Genomic DNA, 6,000 nt, shown 5'->3' with positions numbered 1-6,000 from the left:
GAACGGAATTACGCCAGTATGTTGGCTCTGGCGTTTATCATTGTCTGGTTGCCCATGTGGGCTGAATGAATTATGACCTTAAAACATCAACAGACCCTATAAATTAATGATCATTCCACACTAAGCGAATACGAAGTGTTTTACCTACGTTTTGTTTCAACAGGTCACCTAATTTTTTTAGGTTTTTATTGCTAGGATTTTGATATGTTGTTGGGCCGAACTCGCATTTGTGTTCGTCACTGGTAAGATTCGTGCCTCCATACCCAATAAAATAATGTACATCATCAACCATTACAGTGAGTTGTTTACTAAACAATTCCACCACTTTTTGACAACTCTCTTGGTTGTTATCAGAGGAGGCGTGAATAGATAATATTACATCTTCAATAAAATAGAACATTGTTATGTTCTTAATATCTGAATTATTCTTGATTAGATCTAAGGTACCAATGTAAGTAGATGAAGAAGAACTATTTATATTAAAATATCCAAAGCATTGGCTATCGTTATACATTTCTTTTCCCACTTCAAGATCAAATTCCAGATTGGGGTCCCCCTGTAATTCCCAGTCACAAGCTGTTAAATCTTCTGGTGTTGGCTGCCAAGCGGTAATATTGTCTTGCTCGCGCTTCTCAATTAAAGGCGAGCTATCAGATACAAGATGTATGTATTCAACAGGATAGCTCCAATTACGTCTATACACTTTCTTGCCTAAATACACCTGAATTAGTGCCCACGGAGAAGAGCCAATAGGTGCAGTGATATCATTATCAATTTTAGTTGTGACGTTAACCTTGAATTGATCAGGGGTAAATGAACATTGTTGAGCAATATTACTGTCTAATTTATTTATTACTGACATAATTTCCTCACTTATTGATCATTAAAGTAAAAGGTCATTTCATCTTATGGCTAAATCGCTGGCTAATATTACTTAAGTAAAACTTTTATCTCAATGGGATGCAGTCATATAGCCACAAATACGCATTAATATCTGGCTTAACATGATAAAATCTGTTTTCATTCAGAGTGAATAACCTGCTGGGTTGTAAATTCAAAATTTACTGCTGATATTTTCCTAAATGCACAATGCAGTGATAATAACCTCATTGATCGTAAATATTATTTTTAATGGTAATATAATTACTTAATGTGTGATTAATTTTATTTTATCTAAACAAAAAATTAAAACAGATAAAATAATTAAGATAAAAATTCACATATTAAAATTAAATCAACTTATCACACAAACAGAACATATATCATATAGGCATGAAAAAAGATACTCAATAATTCGAACCAGTGATAAAGCAATATAATTTGTGATAGAAACTATAACAGACTCGGTTTTTTAATAAAAACCGAGTCTACATTTACGTGATAATAAATCAGTTTGAACAGTAACTTTCTTTAACTATTTGATAAATTCCACCTGCTTCTGCACAGGTTTTATTCCTGCGCCTTCCACATCGGCCTCTATTGTGTATACTCCAGCTTGAGTTTGGTAGTTGTTAAGCATAAGATACGGTGTAAAGTAAATCAAACCATCACTATAGGTTAATGTATCATCATAACCCTCAGCAGCATTGGTGTATACTTGAGGTTTGCCATCCCCGCCCAATACGGGTTTCCCCTGTGGATCGGTTACGCTCAATTTAACTCTCTGGTTAGGTACCCCTTTATTATATTTATCAGTAACTTTGACACTCATAGTATAAAGCCCATTCATCGATACTGGGCTTGATGGGTACACTCTTATTTTCGCATTGAGTTCCGATGTGGAATCTAGCTTCTGCTCTTCTTGCTGATTAACGTTAGACATAAACACCTCACTTATATTCATTAAAGTTCAAGGTTATTTCATCCTACGACTAAATCGCCAAATCATATTACTTAAGTTAAATTTTTATCTCAATAAGCGGTAATCATATAGCAATGAATACACACTAAAATCGGGTTTAGCATAATAAAATCTATCTATTCGTCGGGTGAGTGATGCGCTGGCGTGTAAATTCAAAGTTTACTGCTAATTAATCGGTGTTTTATTTAAGAGGGGAAATCACTTTGAGATAAGTGGCTGTTAAAAAGCATTTTGTGATAGAAAGTGAAAAAGACTCGGCTTTTTACTGAACCTAAAAAGCCGAGTCTACATTTACGTGATGATAAAATAGCTGTCCTTAAGCAAAGTTAAAATTAAAGCTACTCAAGTTTCCTGATGTTTTGTTGTGTTACACATTGGTGTGATGGAAGGTTTTTGAATCCTCCCGCGTTTGGTACATATATGCCAACACACGGAACAACAGTTAAGTTATTCCCAATACCAGACACTTTAACTGTCGCCTTTCCTGGAGAATTAGCCTGTGAGCCTTCATCTTGCTCCTGATAACTTACGTAAGTGGTTTGGGGGTCCTCATGATCTTTTTGCCACCATTGAATAGGAACATAACCTGGTGAGCCTTTTGACGGATTTTGATAAGGTTTACCGTCAGGACCACTTATTATCGTTTGATATATATAATAACCGCCCTCATTCGCATAAACTGGACCCGATTGCGGGCTTTGTGCGATCGGTTCGGGTTCACTGAGCGTTGGCCATACGAACCTCACCTGCAAAGGCGGCGTTGCTCCAATGCCATCCACTGAAGCTGTTACTGTAACATCTTGATTCGTACTACTGGTCAATATTGCGGTAGCTTTACCGTCATTTAGAGCGGTCTTACTACTTGTGGGAATTTTTACTGTCTTATTGTCATGACTAGCCTGTATATGCCAGTTAACTGTCTTATTAGGCAACGGATTACCCTCATCATCCTTAACGATGACTGCCAAGTTATAAGATAGGCCTACAATTATAGGGTCTTTTGAGTCCGGTGTTATTGGCGATATCCCTGCTAGTTTGAAATCTACCGTAGACGTTGGTGATTGAACAGGCTTATTTTTCCCCACCTTGAGTGAAACTACCACATCCCCACTGAATGCCTTAGTACTGGTTATGATTGCCTTTAAGTTTCCTTTGTCATCTGTTTTAGTCTCTGGGGTTAGTGTTATTCCAGATTTAGTGGCGTCTGATGGTTTATCTATCTTCCAATGTGCATCACTAATGACCGTACCCTCTTTAACGGGGTTGCCATCAGCACCCAGGATAGTCGCCATAAATTGATATTGTTGGTAACCACCGGCCGATAAAGCCTGTAATTTCTCAGGCGTAATACCAGCCTGACTAACACTATAATCTTGGGTATCTTTAGTAAAGGTCACTTTGGTTTGTGCAGAAACAGCAGCCTGACCTTCAATGGAAAGCGAAACTACCACATCCCCACTGAATGCCTTAGTACTGGTTATGATTGCCTTTAAGTTTCCTTTGTCATCTGTTTTAGTCTCTGGGGTTAGTGTTATGCCAGATTTAGTGGCGTCTGATGGTTTATCTATCTTCCAATGTGCATCACTAATGACCGTACCCTCTTTAACGGGGTTGCCATCAGCACCCAGGATAGTCGCCATAAATTGATATTGTTGGTAACCACCGGCCGATAAAGCCTGTAATTTCTCAGGCGTAATACCAGCCTGACTAACACTATAATCTTGGGTATCTTTAGTAAAGGTCACTTTGGTTTGTGCAGAAACAGCAGCCTGACCTTCAATGGAAAGCGAAACTACCACATCCCCACTGAATGCCTTAGTACTGGTGATGATTGCCTTTAAGTTTCCTTTGTCATCTGTTTTAGTCTCTGGGGTTAGTGTTATGCCAGATTTAGTGGCGTCTGATGGTTTATCTATCTTCCAATGTGCATCACTAATGACCGTACCCTCTTTAACGGGGTTGCCATCAGCACCCAGGATAGTCGCCATAAATTGATATTGTTGGTAACCACCGGCCGATAAGGCCTGTAATTTCTCGGACGTAATACCAGCCTGACCAATACTGTAATCTTTGGAATTGGCTGGATTGTCACCAAAGCTAACTTCGCCCACTAATTCTGGAGGCTGGCTATCTATTTGCAGGTACACCTTGACATCTTTATGTGGGTGTTGACTGACTAAGACCGGTTTTTGTTTGAAACGCCCGTTTTCATCAAGAACCACAGAATCCGACGTTCCCCAATCAAGTAACTTCAACCCACTCTCTGGGCCGATTTTAGGATCGGTTATCCACTGAACATGATTGATGGTGACATTTTTTATCGGTGCATTAGCGGCCGTATCAAAGGTAATCACAGGGTCAAACGTATATCCGTCCTTTTGATCTCCTGTCGCAGGTAATGGTCCTGCTGGAGTAAAGTTAGCTCCTTCCTGTTTTTTCAGCATAAACGGCCTGACAATGACACGCATTTCAGCAGGCGCTGATTTTTGGTTATTTTCCCATTCAGCAACAGCATAAATGGGGTAATTGTTATTTTGGTTATTGCCAGATAAATAGGTTGGCAGGGTAACGTTGATGGTGTTGCCGGTCTTGGAAGAGAGTTTCCCACCGTGTTGTTCAAAATCTTTGTTGGTTGCCCAATGGATCTGCTTAAGCGGAGACTCAGAAGAGAATTTGGCGGTAATATCCTGCTGACTTCCACTATAGCCGGTGATAACCTCTGGCAGCGACAATTGAGCGGCTGGCTTTGCCTGATGCTCAAGCACGATATGGTTATTTCTTTCTACCAGATCATAACGGCTGCCTGCTAATGTCCTCGCTATCGCCACGTTTTCTGGCGATAACTGCACACTCAGGGGAACACCCAATCTATAGCTTAAGTTCGCCAAAAACTGTGTTTCGTTGTGCCCGTTTCCTTGTTTATAATCCACACCCAGAGTAAATAGCGGAACTGGGGTGTAAGACAGCCCCAATGTAGCCAGGACGGGGTTTTTCTGTTTGGTGTCACGATCGAATAAAGTAACCTCATCGCCAAAATATTGCTCATAAGTCAGCTTGGCGCCCAGATTAGGGTAAGCAGGTAAGAAAAACTCCCCACTAATGTCATAACCGTTGGCTGGGCGTTCGTAATAACCGACAAAATCCCGTGAGTTTTTCCAGTTACTGACACGAAAATAGGTATTAGCAGCCAGTTTAATGTTGTCTGCCCACACTTCTCCGCCCAGCCCAAGACGCTGGTTTTTGCCCGTCAGGTCATTGTCATAAAAGGTATTCAGGCCATACATCCAGTCCTGATAGAAATAACGACCACCCAATCCTACGTTGATGGTATCCCGACTGTCTTTGTTGCGATAGCCAAGTTGGGAAAAGAACAGCCAATCCGCTTTATTATCATAAAGTGGCAGTAAAAGATCGAGTGAGCTGTTTTTTCGCGATCCCTTTTTATCCAGTCCAAAATTAATTCTGGCCGTACCAAACTGTGATAACCATTTTTGTGCCTCAGACGTTACCATGCCGTTAACTTGCCCTAACGCATAGGATTTGGCTTGTTCGGCCAATTCTGAAGGGGAAGATGACAGGAAATTACCTGCCATTTGGAGGTTTTTAGTAATAACATTTTGTGTATCAGCATCTGAGGTGTGATTGTTTTCTTTTACGCTACTTTTTTTATGCGTATCCGAATTCAGATATTTTTTATCTGATTCATTCACTCGCCCGCTGATATTATCGTTCTCATCTGCTTTTTTCGTAGCTCTTTCAGTTTTAAGCCACCCCTCTGCAAAGGAATTCGTTATTGTATAGGGTACTAATAACGTGTAAAGAAAAAAGAGCAAAAATATGACCTTACCAATATATGATAACATATTCATACACCTCATATTAAATAATCCGGATTTATCCCTATTGTGATAATAGTGGTGTATTTTATTTTTGCGTTATTAAAGATAGTTATCACGTGATAATTATTTTTAATGACTTAAGACACTGATGATTTTCGCTAAGGATTTATCAAGGAAGGAATAAAAAAGTAAGCCTCTTTAGGTTAAACGAGGTTTTTAAAAAATTATCAATTCATGAGATTGAAATTGCGTTAAATGCAATTAGAAAAATATAAGGTATTTTCGAATAATATTAATATG

Annotated in this window: 3 protein-coding genes; all 3 read right to left on the bottom strand. The window is 39.3% G+C overall.

Annotated elements, in window-relative coordinates; translation table 11 throughout:
• Positions 1 to 103: 103 nt before the first annotated feature.
• The 3 genes from Xentx_RS10135 to Xentx_RS10125 all read right to left on the bottom strand — a co-directional run bounded on the left by Xentx_RS10135 (position 104) and on the right by Xentx_RS10125 (position 5,571).
• The gene (locus Xentx_RS10135) at positions 104 to 862 is read right to left on the bottom strand and encodes a Thoeris anti-defense Tad2 family protein (RefSeq protein ID WP_074020120.1); all 759 of its coding nucleotides are present in this window, start codon (positions 860 to 862) and stop codon (positions 104 to 106) included.
• A 552-nt stretch (positions 863 to 1,414) separates the two neighbouring features.
• Positions 1,415 to 1,822 (bottom strand): Ig-like domain-containing protein, encoded by a 408-nt coding sequence (locus tag Xentx_RS10130; protein WP_074020119.1) that lies wholly within the window; start codon positions 1,820 to 1,822, stop codon positions 1,415 to 1,417.
• 377 nt (positions 1,823 to 2,199) lie between these two features.
• Complete coding sequence (locus Xentx_RS10125; protein ID WP_167366752.1) at positions 2,200 to 5,571, bottom strand: inverse autotransporter beta domain-containing protein; 3,372 nt, start codon at positions 5,569 to 5,571, stop codon at positions 2,200 to 2,202.
• Positions 5,572 to 6,000 lie beyond the last annotated feature (429 nt).

Source organism: Xenorhabdus thuongxuanensis (assembly GCF_001908095.1).
In the GTDB taxonomy this organism is placed as follows: Bacteria; Pseudomonadota; Gammaproteobacteria; order Enterobacterales; family Enterobacteriaceae; genus Xenorhabdus; species Xenorhabdus thuongxuanensis.
The sequence above is the reverse complement of the archived record's forward strand: the minus strand, read 5'-3'. Positions and strand labels throughout refer to the sequence as shown.